Source organism: Pseudomonas alloputida (assembly GCF_021283545.2).
GTDB lineage: Bacteria > Pseudomonadota > Gammaproteobacteria > Pseudomonadales > Pseudomonadaceae > Aquipseudomonas > Aquipseudomonas alloputida.
Genome location: NZ_CP128540.1, coordinates 4,080,979 through 4,101,589, shown reverse-complemented (window position 1 = coordinate 4,101,589; position 20,611 = coordinate 4,080,979). Strand labels below are relative to the sequence as shown.

Here is a 20,611-nt window from a genome sequence, read left to right as displayed (position 1 = left end):
GTCTTCAGACTCGGCCTTCCATGTCGTCGCGGAGGCAGAGATGCAGAACAATAGCAGTCAACCATCGGCTGCGGTCGATACCCTTGCCATGGCACAAGCATGCCAGGACCACTACATCGCACAGCGGTTGCCGGCCTGGATGAAGCGGCTGAGCATGGCCGAATTCACCCTGCTGAGCGAGGCGCTGCCTGAACTGCTGGCCTGCCGTGCAGGCTTGGCGTCAGCGCTGGCGCGGCTAAGCAACCTGAATGCATTTGCCCGGCCCTTGCTGCAGCAAGCGCTCGGTGCCCACGGCGACCTTGATGTCGATCGCCTGTACTTTCGCCAGTGGTACACCTTTCCCTCACACACGATCCATTATGTAACCAGTCGGTTTCCGGTTGTCGGCAGCGACTACTACGACATTCCTCTGCTCGAGGCCGCTTTGTGCAATTTCACCGCAGACCAGCAGCGCGACCAGCCACAGGGCAATTGCCTGGTCGATGTGCGCGGCGCAAGGCGTAGTGAACTGTCTGCACCGGGCTTCGCCAGGCTGTGTCGAGCGCTGGATCTTGGGCAGAAATACCAGGCGCATCTGGATTCGGTACTTCAGCCCGAAGTCAGGGGATTGCTGACGCGACGGCAACGCTACAGCATGCTGGTGGATGCCCTGCAGGCCAGGGCGCAGGGCATATTGAGCGCAGACGAACTGCAGTGGGTGGTGGCGCTGTGCACCAAGGACACGCTCGGCAAGCTCGAAGGCGCCTCGGTTCGCGTACGCCAGTTGGCGGTGTTCGGTTGCCGCTTGCAGCAAATCGTCGTGCTGGACGTGATCGACGCAGGCTTGCTGTTCAACACCAGCAAGCGCGTGCTGGTCTATGTACCGGGTGACCCGCACGGCCCCTGGAGCGTGCGCAGCGACCTGGAAGATTATGCCCGCCGGGTGCTTGGCAAACGCCTGCGCGAAGATGACTACCGGCGCTTCTTCAACCGCTTCGTGCGCCGACGCGATAGCCAGCGATTCTTCTCGGCCGTCAGTGAGCGCCTCGATGACGTGCCCAGCTGGGCTACCCGGGACCTCGATGAGCAGACCTTCGCCTATCGCCTGCCATTGTTCGAACACCTTGCTGACGACTGGGTCGCGCGGATCAAGGACGATGCTGCGATGATCGCGCCGCCCGTGGCCTTGCTTGATCGCGAGGTCCAGGCCGAACACGCCCGCCGTTTGCGTGCTGAAGGCTGGACCCTGTTGGGTGTTGCAGGGTTCTTCGTTCCTGGCATCGGCGCGGTGTTGTTGGGGGTGATGGCCTGGGAACTGCTTGAGCAGACGTTCCAGGCTGTAGGGGACTGGCAGGAAAACGAGCGCAATGCAGCGCTGGCGCACCTGCTGAATGTAGGCAAAGGGCTGCTGGCTGTCGGGGCAACCGTTGCCGTAGTCGCCACGGCCCGACGCGCCTGGAGTGTGGTGGACAACCTGGTACCGGCGCAGCTGGAAAACGGTGAGGAAAAACTGTGGAACGCAGACCTCGGCCCCTATCGCTGCGAAAGCCCGCCAGACACGGCGGTGCCGGACATGGAGGGTGTGCACCGTGTTGGCGAGCGCCGCTGGATCAGCATGGACGGGCACTGGTATGAGATGACCTGGCACAATGACGATGAACAGTGGCAATTGCTCCCTTACCAGGGCTATGCGCCGCCGCTCCGTCACAATGGGGCCGGTGCGTGGCGGCTGTGGTGCGAACAGCCCGCCGAGTGGGGCGACACACGCCAGTTGTTCCGCCGCCTGGGCGGGTCATTCAGCGACCTCGACGATGCGCAGATCGACCGGTCGCTGGCGATTCATGGCCTGGATGATCAGCATCTGCGGGCATGGCATGTGTATGGCCGACCGCCGGAGGCCGCGCTGCTCGACACCGTCACGCGCGTGCGGCTCGCCGGCAGGATTGGTACGTTGGTCAACCAGTTGCGCGAGGGCGGTGTAACCGCAGACCCGCAACTGCTGGAGCGGGTCATGCGCCTTCCACAAGCCGCCGGCAAGGAAGGAGCAGCGTTGGCCGATGTGGCTTGGGCCGGGCGACGAGAACTGCTTCAGGCGTTGTACGAAGAGCAGAATCCCGACACTGAAACTGGCCGCCTCTTACGACAGAACTTTGCCAGCCTGCACCGCTTGGCCGCGGATGAGGTGCTGCGCGATGCCAGCGAGGATGACCTGCAGCTTTTGCGTGAGACGGGGCGTGTGCCGTTGCTGATGGCCGAGGCAGCAAGGTTGCAGGTTGCGCGGATTCGAATGGCGCGGGTGTACGAGGCGCTGTGCATCGATACGCCGCAAAACCTCGACCTGGCACGTGTGGTCCTGAATCTGCTGGTGCATGTGCCGGGGGCTGGCGGGCCGGGGTGGCGATTGTACGACGGTGATGCCAGCGAGCCGTTACTGACGGTCGAGGGATCGGCGCAGACGTTCGACCTGCTTCATCGTCATGGGCTGTTCCGCCTGCGTGCCCCAACGCACACGGTTGCCGGTGAGAGGGGGGAGTTGTTCGAGACCTTGGCAGCAGCCTATGACGACGCATCGCAAGCGGCCATCGGCCAAGGCCAGCCCTTCGTGCCTGCGTAGCGCCAGGCGCTGACCAACGTGGCTTTCGACCAACGCCAGACCGTGGTGAACCTGCTCAGGCTGGAACAGCCGAGCGGCTCGTTTCTCGCGCCGCAACGTCTTGCTGATGGCCGGATTGGTTACCCCATGGCGGGCGGCAGGCTCTGGGGGGCGTTAGGGCGAAACAGGCCAAGGGCGCTTCAGGCCCGGTTGCGAGACCTGTACCCGGCCTTTACCGACGAACAGATCGGGCGCTGGTTGGCCTCAATTGACGCGCAGGCCAGGTTATCCATGCTGGAGCAGCAATATGGGGTGCTCAAAAGGCACTTGACCCAGTGGGCACGCAGTGCCTTGCTGTCACCAGAACTGGCCGCCCGGCGTGAGTTCTGGAAGGGGCTGATCAACTGCTGGCGCTGTCTTGTGCCGGAACTGCAAGGGCAAGCGGCACTGGATGACGGGCGCTTCATGCTGACCCAGACCATCAGCCGCTTGCGCCATCTGCCGGCCCTGCCCGCGCAAGTGGGCTTTCCCCACGTCTCGATCCTGGCCTTGCGCGCCATGCGCGTGGAGCACGTTCCGGATGAGTTTCTGCGGGCGTTTCCCAACTTGCGCAACCTGGAAATCACCCATTGCCGACTCACGCGTTTGCCATTGCCTTTGATGCTTGCCCAGAAGCTGGAGGTACTCGACTTGTCCGGTAACCAGATCACGCTCGACCAAGGCCAGGCGTTGGTCCTGGCAGATTGCCGGTCCCTGGTGTACCTGAACCTTTCGGACAACCCGTTGCGCAGGGCATTTTCCGTCCAGGCAATGACCGAACTGAATGCCCTCTACCTGTCAAACACCCAGATGCCCGGGTTTCCCTACGGGCTGATGGACGCGCCAGAACTGCACACCCTGAACCTCAGCGACAACCGTATTTCTGAACTGCCCGAGGGTTTTCATCAGTCGCAGTTGTGGCGTTCGGGCAGGGTCGAGCTTTCCGGCAATCCGCTGGAAGGCGCGCATGACGGGGTTTCAACCTGGCATTTGCTTGAGGCCAGTCGCGTGCCTTACCGGTTGCGTATTCTGGATGCGTTGCCTGGCGAACGTCGAGATGAAATGGCTGCACTGTGGGCCCATCTGGAGGCCGAGCAGCAATCGGAAGAGTTTTTCAATACCCTGTCGATGCTGACAGAATCCGGCGCCTTCAGTTTCTCATCGACTGCATCCGCGTTGGCGGCCCGTGTGTTCGACATGCTCCAGGCGATGTCTGAGCATGATGTCCTCAGGCAAGAGCTGTTCGAGCACGCAGCTGCGACCGGTTGCCAGGATAACGCCACCGCACGTTTCGCCGACCTGGAACTGCGAGTGATGATATGGCGCACGAGGCACAGCGGATCTGCCCGGCCTGAGCGGGCCTTGCTGAAGCTCGGTGCCCGGATGTGGCGGTTGGCGGTGCTTGAGCAAATTGCCGCTGAACATGCTTATCGGGTGGGGGCGGGCGCTGAATCGATCGAATTCGCCTTGGCCTATCGAATCGGCTTGCGCAAGTCTCTGGACTTGCCTGGCCAACCCGATGAAATGCTCTATGCAGGGATCCCTGCCTTGAGTAACCAGGACCTTCTCCTGGCCCGTGAAAGGGTCCTGGCGCGACAGACCCGGGAGGGCATTGCTGATTACCTGTCACGCCAGTGGTTCTGGCAGGATTACCTGCACAAGACTTTCCCGGTTCGCTTGCAAGTGCCACCCTCCATGCACGCTGAACTGGAACGGCTGATGGCGTTGGGAAATCGGGAAGAGGATATCGCACGGCTGCAGACCAGCAACCAGCAACGCGAGCATGCGGTGTTGCTGCAGTTGACGCTGGAGGCGCTGGACCGGAATACGGTGCAGCGTCCGCTCAGCTAGCGGGTTGGCGGTTGTCTGAGCGCAGGCATTAGCTATATAGCGCCTGGCGGGGAGCAGGCAACTTAGTCTGGCCTCTTTTCATGAAGAGGCCCCCGCTATGGACACCACTTTGCCGTCAGATGCGCAGGCCGCCATCGATGCTTTCCAGGACGGCATCATCGGCAGGCGCCTGCCACCCTGGTTGCGTCATGCACCTGCTGAGCAACTGCCTGAGATCGGCAGGGCATTGTCAAACAGCCTTCGCTGCTGTGAGCAAGTGAACACGGTGCTGCGAGGTATCGAGGGCATCGACAGTTTCGTCGCATCAGCCCTGGGAAAGGCCCTCGACGAGCGTTATGGGCTTGGCCGTAACCCTTACTCGCTCAGGTTTCTGGAGGGCCGCCGGGAAGCTGTGATCAACAGTCAGCCGGTGGGCGCGCACCTGACGGCCGTGGTCTATGAAGAAAAGCCGCTGCTCGAAGTGGCATTGCGCAACTTCACGGCCGCCCAGGCGCAGGAAGGTGGCCAGCCGCGCGGTAACCGCCTGCTGCTTCCCCGCCACGGCACGGTCAAACCCCCTACAAGCATCGAGTTTGCCGGACTGTGTCGTGAGCTGGACCTGGGTGAGCGCTATCAACGTCATCTGGATGCCATCCTCACGCCCGCTGGCAATGCCGAGCGCCTGGTGTCTCAGCTTGTAGATGCCAGGCGCTACACCATGCTTGTGGACGCCTACAAAGCCAGGCAGGAGGGAACGCTGGATGCCAGCGAACTCAATGTGATGGTGGCTGTGTGCGAGAAGGGGGAGCTGCCGCGCCTGGCGGGCGACCTTGTGCTGGCCAGGCAACTGAAATTGCTGGGTTGCCAGATTGAGCAGGTCACCGTGTTCGTTGTCATTGAGCAGGGCGTCCTGTTCAACACGACGCGGCGGGTTTTGCTTTACGTGCCTGGGGACCCTTTTTCGCCCTGGCGCGCGTTCGAGAGCGTCGACAAACTGAACCGCGAACTGGGCCGTTGCTTGCGAGACAAGGCCTATCAGCGTTTCTTCAGCCGCTTCGTGCTGCGGCGAGACAGCCAGGCTTTTTTCGCCCAGGTCGCGGAGCGCTTCGATGACCTGCCGAGCTGGGCTTTCCGCGATCTCGAACCGCGCTTGCAGGCTTACCCGCAGCCGTTGTTCATCAGCCTGGCACAGGCACATATCCACCAGATCAAGGACGATGCGGCGATGATCGCGGTCCCCGTGGCCAGGCTGGATCGTGAGGTTCAGCGCCAGCATGACCTGCGCCTTGCCGCTGAAGGATGGGCGCTGCTCAACTTGGCCAGTTTCTTTGTGCCTGGGGTTGGCCTGGCGCTGCTGGCCGTGACGGCCTGCGAACTGCTGGGCGAGGTCTACCATGGCGTCGAGGCCTGGCAGGAAGGCGATCGCCAGGAGGCGCTCGACCATTTGACCCATGTGGCGACAGACCTTGCTGTGCTCGCGACCACGGTAGCCGGGGTGGGTGTGGCTCGACGGGTTTGGGCACGCTCTGCGAAGGTCGATGCCCTGGTGCCGGCTCGGCTGGAGGACGGCACAGAGAAACTCTGGCAACAAGACGTGACTCCGTTTCAAAGCCAGGCACCCGTTGCAGCCTTAAGCCCGGACGCCTTGGGTATTCGGCATCAGGACGGGCTGGCCTGGATCGAAATGGACGGGCATCACTATCGCGTGACAGAGGCGGGTGATGATCAATGGCAGTTGTATCCGGTCGACGGCCACGGGCCGTTGCTGCGTCATAACGGCTCTGGTGCCTGGCGATTGTGGTGCGAGCAACCGGCTCGATGGACCGACAGATACCGCATGTTCCGGCGTCTGGGCGAGCCCTTCAGTGGGCTGAATGACGAACAGATCGATCAGGTTCTGCTGTTCCACGGCCTTGATGGCGACGACCTGCGTGGCCTGCATGTACACGCCCAGGCACCGAGCCCCGGGATGATCGACAGCGTGGCGCGGGTCAGGCTTGATCAACGCATCCGCAGCATGATTGGCCGTCTGCGCAGCGGCGAGCCGGTAGCAGATACAACAGTGCTCGATCACGCTCGGCGCCTGCCAGGTGCGAGTGGCCTGACAGATCAGGCACTGGCCGCGTTGGCCTGGACGCAGCGCCGAACACTGCTGCAGCACCTTTTCGAAGCCTTGCAGCCCAGCGACACCCCCGGCAGCGCGGCGCTGCGCCGGGTGTTCCCGGGGCTGAGCGCGCGCACTGCGCAAGCACTGGTACAGGCCGCCAGCAGCGTTGATCGCATGCGGCTGCTGTCCAGCGGAAGGGTTGCACTGGGGCTGGCCGAGGCGGCAAGGGGCAGCGTGCTGGCTACCCGCCAGGCTCGGGTATTTGAAGCGTTGTACCTTGATACGCCGCAGCATGCAGACCTGGCACGGGTGGCCTTGGGCTTGTTGCGGTATCTACCCGGAAGCGAACAAGGTGTGCGCTGGCGCCTGTACGAAGGCTCCCTGGGCGGGCCGATACTGGCGAAGACCGAGCAAGGGCCGCGGGCGTTCGATCTGGTGCACGTCAACGGTAGGTTTCAACTGCATGGCAGCCAGGGCACGGCGCTGGGTGAGGCAGGCGAGTTGTTCGATGTCATGGCGTCAGCCTATACCGAAGCGCAACGGCAGGCGATGGGGATCGGCGATCCATTCGCGCACAACCTCAGGGTGATACTGGCGCGCGAAGCGGCACGCCATCGTGATGAGATCAGTCGTTTGCTTGGCGCGGTACGCCCAGGTGCTGCCCGAGGGCCCATGCGCTTGGCCGATGGACGTATTGGCTATCCGCTGGGTGGTGGCGGAGTAGGGGGTTTTGCATCAAGGGGGAGTGCCCTGAGGGCAACGCTGCGCGATCTCTTTCCGTGGTTGAGTGATGAGCAGGTCGAGACCTTCGCCGATGACGCCAGGCGTTCAGGGCATCAGATTGAACACGTACTGGCTGACCTTCGCAATGAGTTCGCCATCCTGCGCATGACACTGAATACCTGGGTGGCACGAGGGCAGGGCGATGTCAGGGAAGATCGAGAGGCTCTACGCCAGACGTTGTTCAATTGCTGGCGGCGGTCGGTGGGCGTGGGGGAACTGCAAATCAATGCACAGGAAAACCTCCACGTCATGTTCTGCAATTTCAGATCGAGCGGCTTGCCCAACATACCCCCACAGGTCAGCTTCAGAGGTGTGACCAGCCTGTCGCTGCTGCACCTTGACCTTCTGGAGGTGCCCAGCAGCCTATTGCTGGCTTTCCCTAACCTGCAAACCCTCGATCTGGGAGGGAACCTGTTGACGCGCCTTCCGCAGCCGTTGCTGCAGATAGCGCAGCTGCGGCATCTGAGCCTGACCAACAACCGGATCGTCCTGAACATCGCACAAACCGCCACACTGGCCAGTTGCACGAGCCTGCAGTCTCTCGACCTGTCCCACAACCCCCTGGGGAGCCGGTTCACGTTGGCGGGTTTGGCTGAATTGCGTTGGCTGAACTTGCGCGACACACAGATCTCGCAGTTTCCACTGGGCGTGTTCGACAACGCTCAGTTGGTATCCATTGACTTGCGGGATAACCGGATCAGACACATTCCAGAGGGTTTCTACCAGTTGCCCGTGTGGCAGCGGCGGCGGTTCCGCTTGAATGCGAACCCCTTGGGCGAGGCCCAGACGTTACGCTTGCAGGCTTCGTTGAGCAGCGACGATCCTGCCCTCGACGAGGAGCAAGTGCTTCTGCGGCTGCAGCACGCGCGTGAAGTATGGGGGGATGCCGTGGCCCCGGAGCATCGCGGCTTGATGCTTGCTGCCTGGGACTCGCTGGATTCAGGGCAGGACGCCGAGCGTTTTTTCCGGGTGCTTCGCCAGTTGTTGCTGTCCGAAGACTTTCGTGTCAATGCGCGTGCACTGGGCAATCGGGTCATGGCGGTACTGCAGGCGATGGCCATTACGCCAGAGCTGCGGCAGAACTTGCTGTCGGTGGCCAATGATGAGTGGGGGTGCCAGGACGGTGCAACCTGGTGCTTGAGTAACCTTGAACTGAACTTGCTGGTTTGGCAGGTTGAGCACGCGGCTCAAGGAGAAAGCGAACGCGCTTTGCTAGACCTGGGCAAGCGTTTATGGCGCCAGGATGCAGTAGACCTGTTCGCTACCCGATGGGCGCTACAGCATGGCAGGGCGCTGGAAGGAAGCGAGGTGGGGTTGGCTTTCAGGATCGGGCTGAGGGAGTGTCTCGACCTGCCATTGCAGGTGGGAGAAATGAGCTTTCTTGCGATCTCAGGCGTTCTGGATGCGGACCTTGCACAAGCAGAGGCTGCGGTGCGGGATGCAGAAACCCCGGAAGAGGTTGCCCGCTCCATGGTTGACCGTGAATTCTGGCAGGCGCATCTGGAACGTTCCCACCCTGAGCGATTCGCTGCGGTCGACCTGCCGTTCAGAAGGCAGCTTGAAAGGGTCCTTGACGACGAAGCGCTGAGCGAAGGGGCCATGATCGACCAGGCGGATGCCATTCGTGATGCTCAGCGCGCTGCACGCAGAGGGCTGATGCTGGATATGACGATTCAAGCGATGGAAATGGGACCCAAGGGGCCATCGATCGATGTACGTTGACATGCGCTCAGGGTAAGGGCTTGCCCGGCCCTGCCAAAGCGGCTTTGGGCTATGCTCAATCAAGCTGAATGTGGTTTGTACCAGCGCCGTAGTCTTGGCTTCAGGTGGCTCGGAAATCGACAGTTACTTTTACACACCCCGTTCTGGAATGAAGTGGTTTAGGCTCCCTGTCGGATTTTTCTCCGTGATCTGTAGTCATTGGTTTATCGAGACAATAAGGAGATACGCATGCTTGTCCGGTCACTGACCCTCGCAACCTTGCTTGCTGTTGCCGGCCCCCTGTTTGCCGCAGACAGTGATGCGCCTCTAGCCAAGGAACTGGGCAAGGCCAGACCATTGGTGGTTATCGCTCCCAGCAGTGCCGACCCGACGTTGCGAGGGCTGAACAAGGCGCTTGAGGACCCGGCCACCCAGGCCGCGTTCAAGGAGCGCAACCTTGTCCTGTACAGCGTCGCCAACATGATGGGCAAGCGAGAAGACAAGAACCTGGAGCAGCAGACCACAATGGCCCTGATTCGGGAACTGAAGCTGGGGGCGAGCAAGGGTACCAAGGTGATTCTGGTGGGCAAGGACGGTGAGCGGCACATGCTCAAGGACGACGACACCGGCGAGGCCATCGACCCGCAGGTGATCCTCAAGGCGGTCGATGATCTGCCTGCCAGCGAAAAGGCGGTGGCGGCACCCGAGCCCGTAGCGGCGGCCCCGCAAGCCAAGGAAAAGGACAGCAAGCCGGCCAAGCCCGCCAAGCCAGCGGCCCCGCCCAAACCGCTGGAAGACTGATCACGCCTCATGGCCCCAAGGCACCTTGGGGCCCGTTGCCGGGTGGTGTGTATCGCACTGTATCTGCCTGTGCTGCAGACCTACTGCCATACAAAAGCGCGCCTGGCACGATACATCCCCGACAAACCGCAACGGCCTAATGGCTCCACTTTCCAACCCCAGTGGAGCTGCATCATGACTCAAGCAAAAAACACCCTCGGCCTGCTCGGCGCCGCCCTGATTGGCAGCATGGCATTGAGCAACAGTGCGTTCGCCGTCGAGCCGCTGGCTCAAGGTTACCAACTGGCCTCGGCCAAAGTGGCCGGCGAGGGCAAGTGTGGTGAGGGCAAGTGCGGGGGGAGCGGCAAGGCTTCCCAAAGCGAAGGCAAGTGCGGTGAGGGTAAATGCGGCGCCGGCGCCAAGGCCGGGGCTGAGGGCAAGTGTGGTGAAGGCAAGTGTGGTGACGCCTCGTTCGCCGAAACCGACAGCAATCACGATGGCAAGGTCTCGCGCGATGAGTTTCTGGCGGTGGCCAAGGACCGTGCCGGTGATTTCGACACGATCGATCGCAACCATGACGGTTTCATCTCCGAGCAGGAAGCGGCCGATCACCTCAAGGCGATTTACCAGGCCAATGGCAAAGCCATGCCGGATGGCTTGTTCAGCCACCTGACCGGCAAACCCTGACGTTCTACCCCATGAAACGCCACAACGCTCCTCCTGCTGGCCAGGTGGGGCGTTGTGCCTGTTGGAGAACTTTTATGTTTCCTGCGATGTTGAACGTTGGCCTAGGCTTGCGTCGCGGCCTGTTGCCGGAACTGCTGGCCATGGAGGCGGGTGCAGTGGACTTTCTGGAGTGTGCGCCGGAAAACTGGATTGCCGTGGGCGGCGCCTATGGCAAGGGCTTGGCCCAGTTGGCGGAGCGCTTTGCTGTCACCTGTCATGGGTTGTCTTTATCGCTGGGTGGCAGTGCCCCGCTGGACCGACATTTCCTTGAGCAGACCCGGCAGTTTCTCGACCGATACCAGGTGCGACTGTACAGCGAGCACCTGAGCTACTGCAGTGATGACGGGCACCTGTACGACCTGATGCCCATCCCGTTCACCGATGAAGCCGTACGCCATGTGGCCGCGCGCATACGCCAGGCTCAGGAGCAGCTGGAGCGGCGCATTGCCGTGGAGAACATCAGCTACTATGCCGCGCCGTATCAGGCGATGAGCGAGCTCGACTTCATCCAGGCGGTGCTTGAAGAAGCAGATTGTGACCTGCTGCTGGACGTCAACAATGTCTATGTCAACGCCTGCAACCATGGCTACGACGCCCAGCAATTCCTTGCAGGCTTGCCTCAGGCGCGCGTGGCCGGGATGCACGTTGCCGGGCATTACGATGAAGCGCCGGACCTCAAAGTGGATACCCATGGGGCAGCCGTGAAGGAGGATGTCTGGGCGCTGTACGCCAGCGCTTGTGCGCGCTTTGGCGTACAGCCGACGGTGCTTGAACGTGATTTCAACTATCCGCCCTTGGCCGAACTGTTGGCCGAGACGGCGCGTATGCGTGCCGTGCAATGCGCTGCCGGAGGGCAAGCAGATGAATGAGACCCTGCGTGCGCAGCAGTATGCCTTGGCCCGTCACCTGCGCGACCCACAGCGCCATGCCCCGCCGCCCGGCGTCGAGGCCCGGCGCCTGAAGGTTTACCGTGAGTTGTTCTATGGCGCCATCGAAGGCTTGCTGGCTGGCAGCTTCCCGGTGATGCGCCAGGCGTTGGGCGAGCAGCGCTGGCATGCCCGAGTACGTGATTTCTACGCCAGTTACCGTTGCCAGACGCCGTTGTTTACCGAAATTGCCGAGACGTTCGTCGACTACTTGCAACATGTGGCGCTGGACACCCCTTGGCAGCTGGAGCTGGCGCACTATGAGTGGGTCGAGGCGCAACTGTACCTGAGCGATGCCGAGGACCCGGCGCATGACCCGAGTGGTGACCTGCTGGCTGGAGAGCCATTGTTGTCTTGTGTGGCGCGGGTCCTGGCCTATCGTTGGCCGGTGGAACGCATTGGCGTGGACTACCAGCCAACGGCTGCCCCAGCATCGCCGAGCTTGCTGCTGGTTTATCGCGATGCCCGGTTGCAGGTGCGCTTTGCCCGGTTGGCACCTATGGCGTATCGGTTGCTGGTGGAGCAGGGGACCGGAAGAGAGCGGCTGCAGGCATTGGGCGGGGATGTGCAGCAAGGGTTGGCATTGCTGGAAGCATTTCGCGAGCAGGGTGTCATTGTCGGAACAGTGTGAAGGCATTGGGGGGCTGCGCAGCAGCCCCCGATCCTCATCTGCCGAACCGCATGCTCAGCCAATGATCGAGGCTAAGGCGCCCGGCGCCCTTGAGCAGCAGTGGCAGCAACGCCACCAGGTAGATCAGCGGCAACTTGTAATTGCCGAAGCCCTGGTCGGTAATGGCATAGCCTTGGGCCAGTTCCGCCAGGCCCGACCAGTGCGCCGGCCAGTGCACTGCCACTATCGCTACAACGGTCACCACCATCAAACCCAATGATGCCAGCCGGGTACCCAGGCCCAGCAACAGCAGCAACGGCAGTACCAACTCGGCCCACATCGACAGCTGCCAGTTCAGCTCCGCGGGCAGCAGGTTGAAGGGGAACGGGAAGCTGGACTGCAGGTCGGCGAACCAGTTGCTGCCGTTGAATTTCTCCAGGCCGGATTCGAAAAACTCCCAGGCCAGAAATACCCGTAATGGCACGTCGGCGCTCCAGCTGCCGAGGCGATCAACGGTGGTCAGGGTACGGGTCAAGGTCGTCATGTGCGGTGCTCTCTTCAGGCAAGGGCGCGGGTGCTGCGGCGTTGTTTACGGGCCACTTTGGCGGTGAGCTTGACGGCGATGGCGCTGAACATCAGGGCGAACGCCAGCGGGTACCACCCCCCCATGGGGATGCGCTTGTAGAACGACAGACAGAACACGGCAGCCAGCACCCACATGCCGCTGCTGTGCAGCGCTTGCCAGGCACGGCCGCCCAACAGCCGCATGGGGGCCTTGAACGAGGTGGCGGTGAGCAGCAGCAAGAACAGGTAGCCGACCGTGCCGGGCAGGCTGGAAGTGAGCGTGCGGCCGGCCCAGAACAGCTCGGGGAATTGCTGGGCGTAGCGATAGATCAGCACGCCATGCACGGTGTGGGAGAACGCGAATGCCAACCCCAGGTAGCGTCGCTCCTGAAGGATGCGGCGGCTTGCTGTGCCAGGCAGCAAGGTCACCAGCGACGAGGCCAGGAACGCCAGCAGGAACAGTGCGAACGAGCTACGTGCGGTGGCACGAATGGCACTGCGCAAGCCGTCTGGGTCGGGTTGGCTGGCCAGGACTATGGCGGTCATCGCCAAGGTCAGGCCGGCGAGGGCGGCGAACAGCTTCCAGCCGGAGGGCAAGGTGAGGGCTTTCATCAGGGACTCCCGGGGAGTGGTTGTGTGACCGGGAGTGTCTCGAGGCGGGGTATCTGCAGTGTGTCAGGGGGATGCAGTTGTGTATCTGTTTGTAGAGGCGACCGCGCGTTTTACAGGAACGGCCCGATCAAGACACAAGGCCGTTCCCGCCAACGATCGCAGAAGCCATTCAGGTGAGTTCGATCTGCGCGCACAATCCGCCCTGTTCGCGGTTGCTCAGGGTCAGCCGGCCCCCCATGGCCCGGATCAGCTGGTGGGCAATGGCCAGGCCCAAGCCGGTGCCACCCGTGCTGCGATTGCGTGAACCCTCCACCCGGTAGAACGGCTTGAGCACTTCATCCAGTTCGTCAACGGGTATCCCTGGCCCGTTGTCGAGCACGCGGATGATGGTGGTACTGCCCTCGCGCGACACTTGCAGCTCGGCAGCACCTGCAAACTTCAGGGCGTTGTCGACCAGGTTCACCAGTACCCGGCGCAGCGCATGCGGGCGGGTTTCCAGCAGGGTATCGCTGCTGCCGTGGCGCTCGACCTGGGCGCCGCTGTCCTGGTAGTCGAATACCAGGCTGTCGAGAAAGGCATCAAGGTTGACCCGGCAGGTCGCTTCGGTGCTGCTGTCCATGCTGCGGGCATACGCCACGCCTTCGCGCACCAGGTGTTCCATTTCATCCAGGTCGCTCCCGAACTTGTCCCTTTCGACCCCCTCATCCATCACTTCGACCCGCAACTTCATGCGAGTGATCGGGGTTTGCAGGTCGTGGGAAATGGCCGCCAGCAACTGCATGCGTTCCTTGAGGTGGGCAGCAATGCGCGCCTGCAGGGCGTTGAAGGCCACGGCAGCGTAACGCACCTCGCGTGGGCCGCTTTCATCCAGTTGAACGCCGGGCTGGTCCGGGTCGAGGTTGTCCACTGCCTGGGCCAGACGGGTTAGCGGGCCGATGGCCAGGCGTACCGCCAGCCAGGTACACAGCAACAGCACAGCCAGCTGAATCAGCAGCACCACGGGCAACCAACGGGCTACCGGGACCGGTGCTGGCGTCACGTCGATGGTCAGTGGCGCGCCGTCGGCCAGCTTCAGGTGCGCCTGGAAGTGCGCATTGGGCCCCGGGATTTCCAGGAAGGTCAGGCGGTAGTCGCTGCCAATGGCCTTGACGATCGACGCGGCGGCCATCGGTGGGTCACTGCTGGGCATCGCTTCGCCTGCCAAGCCCTGGTCGAGGCGATAGCGGTAGGTGCGCCGTTCCAGGCGTGGCAGCCAGGCGGCACGCTCGGCTGCGGGCAGGCGGTCAAGGATGGCAACCGAGGTCGCCACGTCCTGTTCGAGGTTACTGAGCATCATCGAGCGGCTGCTGATATAGCGCTCGTAGGCCTGCAGGCCGAACGACAGACCATAAGCCAACACCAGGCCGGTGAAGAAGATCAGCGCCAGACGCGAGGCCAGGGTGCGCGGCCATTTCATGAGGGGGACTCGAGCAATTGCACCGGCAGCGAAAACACGTAGCCCTCGCTGCGCACGGTCTTGATGCAGCTGGGCTCGCGGGCATCGTCACCCAGGCGCTGGCGCAGGCGGCTGACCAGCAAGTCGATGGAGCGGTCGAAGATGTCGGCTTCGCGGCCCTGGGTCAGGTTAAGCAGCTGTTCGCGGCTGAGCACCCGCTGCGGGTGGTCGAGGAACACTCGCAGCAGGCGGTACTCGGCGCCGCTCAGGGCCACCAGGGTGCCTTCGCTGTCGAGCAGGTGGCGCGCGGTGGTGTCCAGGCGCCATTGACCGAAACCCAGCAGGCGGCTGCTTTCACTGATGGTCAGGTTGGGCGGCAGCATGCGTGTGCGGCGCAGCACGGCGTTGATGCGGGCGAGCAGTTCGCGGGCCGAGAACGGTTTGGTCAGGTAATCGTCGGCGCCCATTTCCAGGCCGATGATGCGGTCGGTTTCGTCATTGCGGGCGGTCAGCATCAGCACCGGCGTATTGCGGTGCTTGCCGGCGCGCAGCTCGCGGCACAACAGCAGGCCGTCGTCGCCAGGCATCATGATGTCGAGCACGATCAGGTCGACGCTGTTGGCTTCGAGAAAGGCGCGCATCTGCCGGCCGTCTGCAACGATGCTGGTGCGCAGGCCGTTCTTCTTCAGGTAATTGCCGACCAGTTCGCGGATCTCGCGGTCGTCGTCGACGATCAGGATGTGATCGACGTGTTCCATGCGCTGGGTTCCTGTGCAAAGGGGGTTGGGCGCAGTGTACCGAGCGCGTTCGCCCTTGCCTGCGGGAGTTTGTATTGCAGTGTATCTGGCACGGGTAGGGATACAGCAGGAGGCACATCACAACGTTGGGCGACACATGCGGGATACCTGGCTGACGTGAAATGGTTCTCGACCGGGGAGCAACACTCCTCACACCCAAGTGTTACCCAGGAGAGAAGCCATGAACCTCAAGACTATCGCCAGCGCCAGCCTGTTCGCCGTGCTCGGCTTCGGTGCCATCGCCGCCCAGGCCGCCACTGCCCCGATGCAGGATGGCGGGGTCATGCAGTACCGCTACGGTGAGCCTCTGGATGTGAAGAGAGTGCTGTCGGTGCAGGATGATCAGCGCAATGCCTGCGGCCTGGTGAATACCCGAATGGACTACCTTGACTCCCATGGCCAGCGGCAAAGCGTGCAGTACCTCACCTATGCCACGGACGGTTGCCATGAAAACTGATCGGCGCCGGATGCTCAAGGCCGGTGGTTTTGCGCTGGCGCTGACGGGGCTTGGGTTGGCTGGGCACCTGAAGGCACGCGACAGCTACGGCGCCATGCCATCGCTGGCGGGCGCCAGCCAGTGGTTGAATTCGCCGCCCCTGGATGCCCCGGGGCTCAAGGGCAAGGTGGTGCTGGTGGACTTCTGGACCTGGGACTGCATCAACTGCCGGCGCAGCCTGCCGCATGTGAATGATTGGGCGCGGCGCTATGCCGATCAAGGGCTGGTGGTGGTAGGGGTGCACACCCCTGAGTTCGACTACGAGCATGATGTGGCGACTTTGCGGGACAAGGTAGCCCGGTTGGGTATCGGGTATCCGGTGGCGGTAGATAATGACTACAAGGTGTGGAATGCCTGGGGCAACCAGTTCTGGCCGGCGCATTACTTTGTCGACCGCAAGGGGCAGGTGCGCCATGTGCACTTTGGCGAGGGGGATTATGGTGGGCAGGAACAGGTGATACAGGCTTTGCTGGATGAAAAAGGGTGATTCTCCTGTACCGGCCTCTTCGCGGGCATGCCCCACAGGGACAGTGCAATCAGTAACGTTTGCGCAGTACCTGTGGGAGCGGGCGTGCCCGCGAAGAAGCCAACACTTTTCTATCAGGTGAAACTGGCAAAGTGCGCCTGCATCCGCGCCGCATCCGCCTGCCGCCCGCTGAACAGCTCGAATGCCTTCACCGCCTGGAACACCGCCATGTTGCTGCCATCCAGCGTGCGGCAGCCCAGTGCCCGGGCCGCGCGCAGCAGTTCGGTCTCCAGCGGGAAGTAGATGATCTCTGCCACCCACAGGCGGGGATGCAACAACTCCACCGGCAGTGGCGTGCCCGGTAGCTTGGCCATGCCCACCGGCGTGGTGTTGACCAGCCCGTCCGCTTCGGCCAAGGCTGTGGCCAGGTCGGTGCCAAGCACGGCGCGCTCCGCGCCGAAATGGGTGTTCAGGTTGTCCACCAACGCCTGCGCACGGGTCGCATCCACTTCGAACAGCACCAGCCGTTCTACCCCTTCACCCAGCAGGGCATGGGCCACGGCCGAGCCAGCGCCACCGGCACCCATCTGCACCACCTGGCGCCGTGCAACGTCGGGCAGGCCACGGCGCAAGCCTTCGGCAAAGCCCAGGCAATCGGTGTTGTGGCCGACGCGCTTGCCGTCCTTGAGCACCACGGTGTTTACCGCGCCGATACCACGGGCCTCGTCGGACAGCTCGTCGAGCAACGGCAGGATCGCCTGCTTGAACGGGTAGGTAATGTTCAGCCCGGTGAAACCGGTATGTTGCGCGGCTTCGAGCAGGCCGGGCAGGGCGCTGTCGTCCAGTTGCAACTGGTCGGCGTCGATCAGCCGGTACAGGTAGCGCAGGGCCTGGGCGTCGCCTTCGTGTTCGTGCAGGGCCGGGGTACGTGACAGTTGGATGCCGCGGCCGATCAGGCCGGCGAGGATGGCTTGCTGGCTCATGCCGCACGCTCCTGCAACAGCTCGGCGAAGTGGCTCAGCGCCATGCGGTAGCCGTGGCTGCCCAGGCCGCAGATGACACCGACGGCGATGGACGATACGAACGACAAGTGACGGAACGGCTCGCGTTTGTGCACATTGGACAGGTGCACCTCGATCACCGGCAGTTCGCTGGCCACCAGGGCATCGCGGATGGCGACCGAGGTGTGCGTCCAGGCGCCGGGGTTGATCACGATGCCGGCGCAGCGGCCACGGGCGGCGTGGATCCAGTCGATCAGTTCACCTTCGTGGTTGGTCTGGCGGAACTCGATTTCCAGGCCGTGGGCGTGGGCAGTGTCGGCACATCCCTGAGCCAGGTCAGCGAGGGTTTCGTGGCCGTACTGGGCAGGCTCGCGGGTGCCCAGCATGTTCAGGTTGGGGCCGTTGAGCACGAGAATAAGGGGCTTCATGACGGGCATCGCTTTGTTGTTGTTGAATGCATGTAGTTTTGTACTGACTGGTTAGTTCCGTCAATTGGCCAAGATCGCCGCACCGGGAAAGTGGGCGATTATCGAACTTATTGGGCGTTGACTGTCCTGTACCCAGCCGTGCAAAGCTGCTTCTGCAACGAACCGCAGTGCGTCATTACAAAATTGTAATCTTGCCGCCACCGCCCCGATAACCAGCCCTTTCTACAGTCCCTGGCCAATGCTTCGCCCAGAGGACTGTTTCGTGCCCATCCCCCGCAAGATCGCCTTGCTCTGTCTGCTGCTGGCCAGTGCCACCGACGCCCAGGCCAGCCAGGTGCTGAGCCTGCCCCAGGCGCTTACCGCCGCTTTCGCCCAGAACCCGGAGCTGGCTGCAGCTGGCCGTGAAATTGGCATTGCCGATGGCGAACGGCGTCAGGCCGGGCTGCTCCCCAACCCGGAGCTGGCCTGGGAGGTCGAGGACACCCGCCGCGACACCAGCACCACCACCGTCACCCTCAGCCAGCCGCTGGAGCTGGGCGGGAAGCGCGGCGCACGTCTCGCCGTGGCGGGTGCCGGCCAGGCCATTGCCCAGCTTGACCTGGAGCGCCAGCGCAACGCCCTGCGAGCCGATGTGGTGCAGGCTTTCCACGCTGCCTTGCGTGCACAGACCGCGCTGGAGTTGGCTCAGCAGTCGCAGGCGTTGACTGAGCGCGGCCTGCGGGTGGTGCAAGGGCGGGTTACGGCAGGTCAGTCATCACCGGTGGAGGCCACCCGTGCCCAGGTGCAACTGGCCCAGGCCCAGGCCGAAGTGCGTCGCGCGAAAACCCAGCGCAGTGTGGCCTACCAGGCCTTGGCCCGGTTGACGGGCAGCCCGCTGGCAAGCTTCGACCGGTTGCAGGCAGCCAACCTTTCGCCAGGCATTGCGCCGGGTGCCGACACCTTGCTTGACCAGGTCGAAAAGACTGCCGAATGGCGCCTGGCCGCTGCCCAGGTCGAGCGCGGCGACGCCTCCCTGGGGGCGGAAAAAGCCCAGCGTATCCCCAACCTCACCGTCAGCCTTGGCAGCCAGTACAGCCGCGAAGACCGGGAGCGAGTGAACGTGGTTGGCCTGTCCATGCCGTTGCCGCTGTTCGACCGCAACCAGGGCAATGTTCTGGCAGCTGCGCGCCGTGCCGACCAGGCGCGCGACCTGCGCAATGCCGTGGCGCTGCGTCTGCGCAGTGAAACCCGTAGTGCCATCAGCCAGTGGGAGGCGGCGATGCAGGACGTTGAAGCCTATGACCGCACCATCCTGCCTGCTGCGCAGCAGGCCGTGGACACCGCCACCCGCGGTTTTGAAATGGGTAAGTTCGCTTTCCTCGATGTACTCGACGCCCAGCGCACGCTGATCGAGGCTCGCGGGCTGTACCTCGAGGCGCTGGCCTCGGCGACCGACGCGCGTGCACAAGTGGAGCGCATCTACGGCGATCTCGACGGCGTGAGCAACAAACCCAATAGCAGGAGCAACAATGACTAACCCACGCAAGCTAGCCCTTCTGGCTGCCGCCATTGCTGCGCTTGGCCTCGCGGGCCTGGCCTGGACCGGCAACCTCGGCCAGGCGTCCAAGGCTCAAGCCCCCCATGACGACCATGGTGAAGACAGCCACGGCCATGCTGCAGCGCAGGCCGCCGAAGGCCATGCAGAGAAGGAGCACGGCGAAGAAGAAGGCCAGCTGCACCTGTCTATCGCGCAGATCGAATCGGCTGGCATACAACTGGCTGCCGCAGGCCCCCGTGAGCTGGGCACCGCCATCAGCTTCCCGGGTGAGATCCGCTTTGACGAGGACCGCACCGCACATGTGGTGCCCCGCGTGCCGGGTGTGGTCGAAGCGGTGCAAGCCGAGCTGGGCCAGGCGGTCAAGCGCGGCCAGGTACTGGCGGTGATTGCCAGCCAGCAGATCTCCGACCTGCGCAGTGAGCAGCAGGCCGCTCAACGTCGCCTGGAACTGGCGCGGTTGACCTTTCAACGGGAACAACAGCTGTGGCAGGAGCGAATCAGCGCCGAGCAGGATTACCTGCAGGCACGTCAGGCGCTGCAGGAGGCCGAGATCGCCCTGGCCAATGCTCGGCAGAAGGTCGCAGCGGTGGGGCCGGCCGGTGCCGGCAACCGCTATGAACTGCGCGCCCCCTTCGATGCGGTCGTCGTGGAGAAGCACCTGACCGTGGGCGAGGTGGTCGATGAGACCAGCAACGCGTTCACCCTGTCCGACCTGAGCCGGGTGTGGGCCACCTTCGCCGTGGCCCCTCGTGACCTGGGCAAGGTGGTGACCGGCCGTGAAGTCACGGTCAGTGCGCCGGACCTGGGCGCCCAGGTTCTGGGCAAGGTCAACTACGTCGGCAGCCTGCTCGGCGAGCAGAACCGTGCCGCCACTGTGCGTGCCACACTGGCCAACCCCAATGGCGCCTGGCGCCCCGGGCTGTTCGTCAATGTGGCTGTCAGCGTCGACCGCTTCGATGCCGCCGTGGCGGTGCCGGAAAGCGCCCTGCAAACCTGGGAGGCGCAGACCGTGGTGTTCGCCCGCACGGAGGAAGGCTTCGAGGCGCGCCCGGTGAAGACTGGCCGTCGCGATGCTGGCCAGGTGGAAATCACCAGCGGCCTGGCCGCCGGTACTCAGGTTGCGGCCGCCGGCAGCTTTGTCCTTAAGTCGGAACTGGGCAAGGGCTCGGCCGAGCACAGCCACTGATCACGGGGACACCTG

At 63.2% G+C, this 20,611-nt stretch carries 15 protein-coding genes and 1 pseudogene; 10 read left to right on the top strand and 6 right to left on the bottom strand.

The annotated features are described in order from the left end of the window. Positions 1-40: 40 nt before the first annotated feature. The 6 genes and pseudogenes from LU682_RS19010 to LU682_RS18985 all read left to right on the top strand — a co-directional run bounded on the left by LU682_RS19010 (position 41) and on the right by LU682_RS18985 (position 12,095). Positions 41-4,462, top strand: a pseudogene (locus LU682_RS19010) (NEL-type E3 ubiquitin ligase domain-containing protein). A 97-nt stretch (positions 4,463-4,559) separates the two neighbouring features. Next, complete coding sequence (locus tag LU682_RS19005; RefSeq protein ID WP_060489000.1) at positions 4,560-9,053, top strand: NEL-type E3 ubiquitin ligase domain-containing protein; 4,494 nt, start codon at positions 4,560-4,562, stop codon at positions 9,051-9,053. A 228-nt stretch (positions 9,054-9,281) separates the two neighbouring features. Beyond that, a complete protein-coding gene (locus tag LU682_RS19000) occupies positions 9,282-9,833 on the top strand; it encodes a DUF4174 domain-containing protein (RefSeq protein WP_049587595.1) in 552 nt (183 codons plus the stop codon). A gap of 174 nt (positions 9,834-10,007) precedes the next feature. Continuing rightward, positions 10,008-10,499 (top strand): HvfA family oxazolone/thioamide-modified RiPP metallophore, encoded by a 492-nt coding sequence (locus tag LU682_RS18995; RefSeq protein ID WP_049587597.1) that lies wholly within the window; start codon positions 10,008-10,010, stop codon positions 10,497-10,499. A 74-nt stretch (positions 10,500-10,573) separates the two neighbouring features. Continuing rightward, positions 10,574-11,407 (top strand): HvfB family MNIO-type RiPP peptide maturase, encoded by an 834-nt coding sequence (locus LU682_RS18990; protein ID WP_010953353.1) that lies wholly within the window; start codon positions 10,574-10,576, stop codon positions 11,405-11,407. Then, on the top strand, positions 11,400-12,095 hold the full coding sequence (locus LU682_RS18985) for an HvfC family RiPP maturation protein (protein WP_010953354.1): 696 nt from the start codon (positions 11,400-11,402) through the stop codon (positions 12,093-12,095). The genes LU682_RS18990 and LU682_RS18985 overlap by 8 nt, the downstream gene beginning before the upstream one ends. Before the next feature lie 34 nt (positions 12,096-12,129). Here the strand turns inward: LU682_RS18985 and LU682_RS18980 are convergent, their stop codons facing one another. From LU682_RS18980 to LU682_RS18965, 4 genes are all read right to left on the bottom strand, one after another. Further along, the gene (locus LU682_RS18980; RefSeq protein ID WP_010953355.1) at positions 12,130-12,618 is read right to left on the bottom strand and encodes an HvfX family Cu-binding RiPP maturation protein; all 489 of its coding nucleotides are present in this window, start codon (positions 12,616-12,618) and stop codon (positions 12,130-12,132) included. 14 nt (positions 12,619-12,632) lie between these two features. Beyond that, positions 12,633-13,250: a ferric reductase-like transmembrane domain-containing protein gene (locus LU682_RS18975; RefSeq protein WP_010953356.1), complete on the bottom strand. Its 618-nt coding sequence runs from the start codon at positions 13,248-13,250 to the stop codon at positions 12,633-12,635. Positions 13,251-13,419: 169 nt separating this feature from the next. Then, on the bottom strand, positions 13,420-14,706 hold the full coding sequence (locus LU682_RS18970; RefSeq protein ID WP_010953357.1) for a sensor histidine kinase: 1,287 nt from the start codon (positions 14,704-14,706) through the stop codon (positions 13,420-13,422). Then, entirely contained in the window at positions 14,703-15,443 is a 741-nt protein-coding gene (locus tag LU682_RS18965) for a response regulator (protein ID WP_003250463.1), read from the bottom strand. The genes LU682_RS18970 and LU682_RS18965 overlap by 4 nt, the downstream gene beginning before the upstream one ends. A gap of 220 nt (positions 15,444-15,663) precedes the next feature. Between LU682_RS18965 and LU682_RS18960 the strand changes: the two genes are divergently transcribed. Both LU682_RS18960 and LU682_RS18955 read left to right on the top strand, forming a co-directional pair. Then, on the top strand, positions 15,664-15,939 hold the full coding sequence (locus LU682_RS18960; protein ID WP_010953358.1) for a DUF2790 domain-containing protein: 276 nt from the start codon (positions 15,664-15,666) through the stop codon (positions 15,937-15,939). A gap of 10 nt (positions 15,940-15,949) precedes the next feature. Further along, positions 15,950-16,465 carry a thioredoxin family protein gene (locus LU682_RS18955; RefSeq protein WP_049587599.1) on the top strand — a complete coding sequence of 172 codons (516 nt, stop codon included), beginning with the start codon at positions 15,950-15,952 and terminating at the stop codon, positions 16,463-16,465. Between the two features lie 113 nt (positions 16,466-16,578). On the opposite strand, the gene LU682_RS18950 is transcribed toward LU682_RS18955, so the two are convergent. Then, the gene (locus tag LU682_RS18950; protein ID WP_010953360.1) at positions 16,579-17,427 is read right to left on the bottom strand and encodes a shikimate dehydrogenase; all 849 of its coding nucleotides are present in this window, start codon (positions 17,425-17,427) and stop codon (positions 16,579-16,581) included. Beyond that, the gene (gene aroQ, locus LU682_RS18945) at positions 17,424-17,873 is read right to left on the bottom strand and encodes a type II 3-dehydroquinate dehydratase (protein ID WP_003250469.1); all 450 of its coding nucleotides are present in this window, start codon (positions 17,871-17,873) and stop codon (positions 17,424-17,426) included. Before aroQ ends, LU682_RS18950 begins: the two co-directional genes overlap by 4 nt. A 262-nt stretch (positions 17,874-18,135) precedes the next feature. Between aroQ and LU682_RS18940 the strand changes: the two genes are divergently transcribed. Beyond that, entirely contained in the window at positions 18,136-19,389 is a 1,254-nt protein-coding gene (locus LU682_RS18940; RefSeq protein WP_049587601.1) for a TolC family protein, read from the top strand. Next, positions 19,382-20,596 (top strand): efflux RND transporter periplasmic adaptor subunit, encoded by a 1,215-nt coding sequence (locus LU682_RS18935; protein WP_010953362.1) that lies wholly within the window; start codon positions 19,382-19,384, stop codon positions 20,594-20,596. The genes LU682_RS18940 and LU682_RS18935 overlap by 8 nt, the downstream gene beginning before the upstream one ends. Positions 20,597-20,611: the final 15 nt, after the last annotated feature.

Coding starts and splice junctions, on each gene's coding strand:
- LU682_RS18965 (WP_003250463.1), bottom strand. CDS start 15,443: ATGGAACACGTCGATCACATCCTGATCGTCGACGACGACCGCGAGATC.
- LU682_RS18955 (WP_049587599.1), top strand. CDS start 15,950: ATGCTCAAGGCCGGTGGTTTTGCGCTGGCGCTGACGGGGCTTGGGTTG.
- aroQ (WP_003250469.1), bottom strand. CDS start 17,873: ATGAAGCCCCTTATTCTCGTGCTCAACGGCCCCAACCTGAACATGCTG.
- LU682_RS19000 (WP_049587595.1), top strand. CDS start 9,282: ATGCTTGTCCGGTCACTGACCCTCGCAACCTTGCTTGCTGTTGCCGGC.
- LU682_RS18980 (WP_010953355.1), bottom strand. CDS start 12,618: ATGACGACCTTGACCCGTACCCTGACCACCGTTGATCGCCTCGGCAGC.
- LU682_RS18990 (WP_010953353.1), top strand. CDS start 10,574: ATGTTTCCTGCGATGTTGAACGTTGGCCTAGGCTTGCGTCGCGGCCTG.
- LU682_RS18975 (WP_010953356.1), bottom strand. CDS start 13,250: ATGAAAGCCCTCACCTTGCCCTCCGGCTGGAAGCTGTTCGCCGCCCTC.
- LU682_RS18970 (WP_010953357.1), bottom strand. CDS start 14,706: ATGAAATGGCCGCGCACCCTGGCCTCGCGTCTGGCGCTGATCTTCTTC.
- LU682_RS18985 (WP_010953354.1), top strand. CDS start 11,400: ATGAATGAGACCCTGCGTGCGCAGCAGTATGCCTTGGCCCGTCACCTG.
- LU682_RS18995 (WP_049587597.1), top strand. CDS start 10,008: ATGACTCAAGCAAAAAACACCCTCGGCCTGCTCGGCGCCGCCCTGATT.
- LU682_RS19005 (WP_060489000.1), top strand. CDS start 4,560: ATGGACACCACTTTGCCGTCAGATGCGCAGGCCGCCATCGATGCTTTC.
- LU682_RS18960 (WP_010953358.1), top strand. CDS start 15,664: ATGAACCTCAAGACTATCGCCAGCGCCAGCCTGTTCGCCGTGCTCGGC.
- LU682_RS18950 (WP_010953360.1), bottom strand. CDS start 17,427: ATGAGCCAGCAAGCCATCCTCGCCGGCCTGATCGGCCGCGGCATCCAA.
- LU682_RS18935 (WP_010953362.1), top strand. CDS start 19,382: ATGACTAACCCACGCAAGCTAGCCCTTCTGGCTGCCGCCATTGCTGCG.